Annotated in this window: 3 protein-coding genes; all 3 read left to right on the top strand. The window is 52.5% G+C overall.

The features are described 5' to 3' along the window. Positions 1–1079: hypothetical protein (locus JYJ39_RS13870; protein WP_205205222.1), on the top strand; the 1079-nt coding region annotated here is incomplete at its 5' end. A 2-nt stretch (positions 1080–1081) separates the two neighbouring features. Further along, positions 1082–1321 carry a hypothetical protein gene (locus JYJ39_RS13865; protein WP_205205221.1) on the top strand — a complete coding sequence of 80 codons (240 nt, stop codon included), beginning with the start codon at positions 1082–1084 and terminating at the stop codon, positions 1319–1321. Positions 1322–1651: 330 nt separating this feature from the next. Next, on the top strand, positions 1652–1915 hold the full coding sequence (locus JYJ39_RS13860; RefSeq protein WP_205205220.1) for a hypothetical protein: 264 nt from the start codon (positions 1652–1654) through the stop codon (positions 1913–1915). The last annotated feature ends 237 nt before the right edge of the window (positions 1916–2152 follow it).

Raw genomic sequence — 2152 nt, 5'->3', positions numbered from 1 at the left:
GCGCGGCGCTGGCGGCGACCCTGCTCGGCAAGGACGCCTTGGCGGCAATAAATGCGGCGCAGATGGTCGATACCTATAACCGGCAGTTGCATCCGGATGAACGCAAACTGATTCGGGAGCTGGCGAAGCAAAAGGCCATCGAAAGCTGTAATGGCAAGCCCTCGTGTATCGACGCAGAGACTATCCGTTGGACGGATGCTCTCGAACGTGTTGCGGAAAGCCGAGCGGACGATGAGGAGTTTGCAAAACACGCAGCCTATCTTGCGGCCTTGGAACGTACGGCACAAATGCCGGGAACGGAAGGTTCCATGGGGACGGTGGCAGAGTACTTGGACGATCTCAAGACGGCCAACGAAATGCTCGCGCCGTACTTTGGCAAGCCGATTGTGGTTAATGGACAGACCGTAACACTCGACGGTGCGCCGCAGACGTATTTCTCGGCGACAGCGGAGCAACGGGCGAATACTACGGGCAACTACCCTCTTGGATTCCCCCCCGATCCTTCAATTATTCCGGGCATGGCAAATCGTGACCAGGATCGTCTGGAATATGCCGCTACACCCAATGGCAGCGCCCAACCGGTTTATCCGGTAGAAGAATTGTTGTTGGGTGGTATGGTCTCAGAGCGTATTCTTGGGCTACTTGGGCGAGCTTTGAGTACTGCCGGTCAAGCGGGTGCGTCCACTGCCGCAAAAGGGGGAACGACAAATAGCATTTCTCGCATAGCGACACCTTATGGAGATGCACTACAAAGTGCGGATGTTGCTGCAATTGCTGCTCGAAAACAGGTTGAAGAGGGCGCAACCCTGTATCGGATAGGAACCACAGGAAAGAGTCAGGCGGCTGAAGCACAATTTTGGTCCCTTGAAAATCCAAGTTCCCCAAGCTATGCCGCACGTTATGGCATACCTGCTGAAAATATTTCGAATGCAAATTTTATCGAAACAGCCACACTCAAGCCTGGTACAGGCTTCGTGACACGCCCTGCGCCTGCGGTTGGGGCAAATCCTGGGGGAGGAATTGAAGTTGTTGTGCCATCGGGAGGAGTACAAATGATATTTTTTAGCACCATTAAGTAGTCATGAACGCATACGACTACTACAGTGAAGCGAAGAGATTAGCTGAAGCGCTAGAAAATTCTGGCTTTTCTGACTACGGCGCTGAAATTGTCGGAGCCATGGAAGAGGGGGGGACGGGTACAGAAATCCTCATGATTATGCGTATGCGATTGACAGGGTTGTTGGCTGTGGAGCGGTTGCCGCTGAATTTAAGGGAGTCAATTCAAGTATTGCATGACAGACTGGATAATGCTTTGATGTGATTCCTCCCTCGCTGTAAAGGGGGCGGGGGTTGTTACACATCGGCCAGTAGCTGATTTGCTGGCAGAGGCGAATGCCCTGTTATTAATCCGGCAATTCCATACGCCGTTTCGGCGAACAAGTTCTCAATTAAAATCAGTGGCTTGATGCTTGACGGGAATGTTCTTTCGATTTGCCGGGTGAGTAATCAGTCCTACATGGGGTAACACTGCGACCAAGGTCGTAAAGATTGAAATGCCTGCTGGCGTGAAAATTTACGAAGGTGTCGCTGCGCCCCAAGGGGGATTGGTTGGCGGTGGGAATCAAATCTTTATTCCGAAGGTTGATCCGAAATGGATAGTCAAATAGCAAGTTGCCCTTGGGAGGCTATCGAGGACTTCCGTAGCCTTGGCGAGTTCGAGCGCTTCGAAGCGTGGATGTTGAATCAGGTTGCACAGGGCCAAGCAGTGGAACTGCTAGTGACTCATCCTTATTTGGATGCGCCGAGCTTCACTGAAAAATGGTTTGAGCACCTTGGTAGCGGTGAGGTGTGGCGTCTCGTCTGGCCGGATGGTCCTTTCACCGGTTTATTCGAACGGGTTGATGTGAGTGGCTGATTCTGTGTAAATAAGAAGCCCCAGGTGGTGGCGGTGGGCGGCGGGACGACGGTGGGCCCCCTGCCCGAACCAGAAAAACCCTCTGAACCAAGGGGGTTGCGCCGCTTCTTTTATCGTTGGCTAAGCAAGTGAGGTGCCAGGCGGATGAAGCCCACCACCCGTTATTCATTTTTCACAAGCTGTTTTTAACTGAAAGGAATTTTCATGCGTCACTTTGCCTCTTTATCCCTGCTTGCC

Source organism: Azonexus hydrophilus (assembly GCF_905120355.1).
Taxonomy (GTDB): domain Bacteria; phylum Pseudomonadota; class Gammaproteobacteria; order Burkholderiales; family Rhodocyclaceae; genus Azonexus.
The sequence above is the reverse complement of the archived record's forward strand: the minus strand, read 5'-3'. Positions and strand labels throughout refer to the sequence as shown.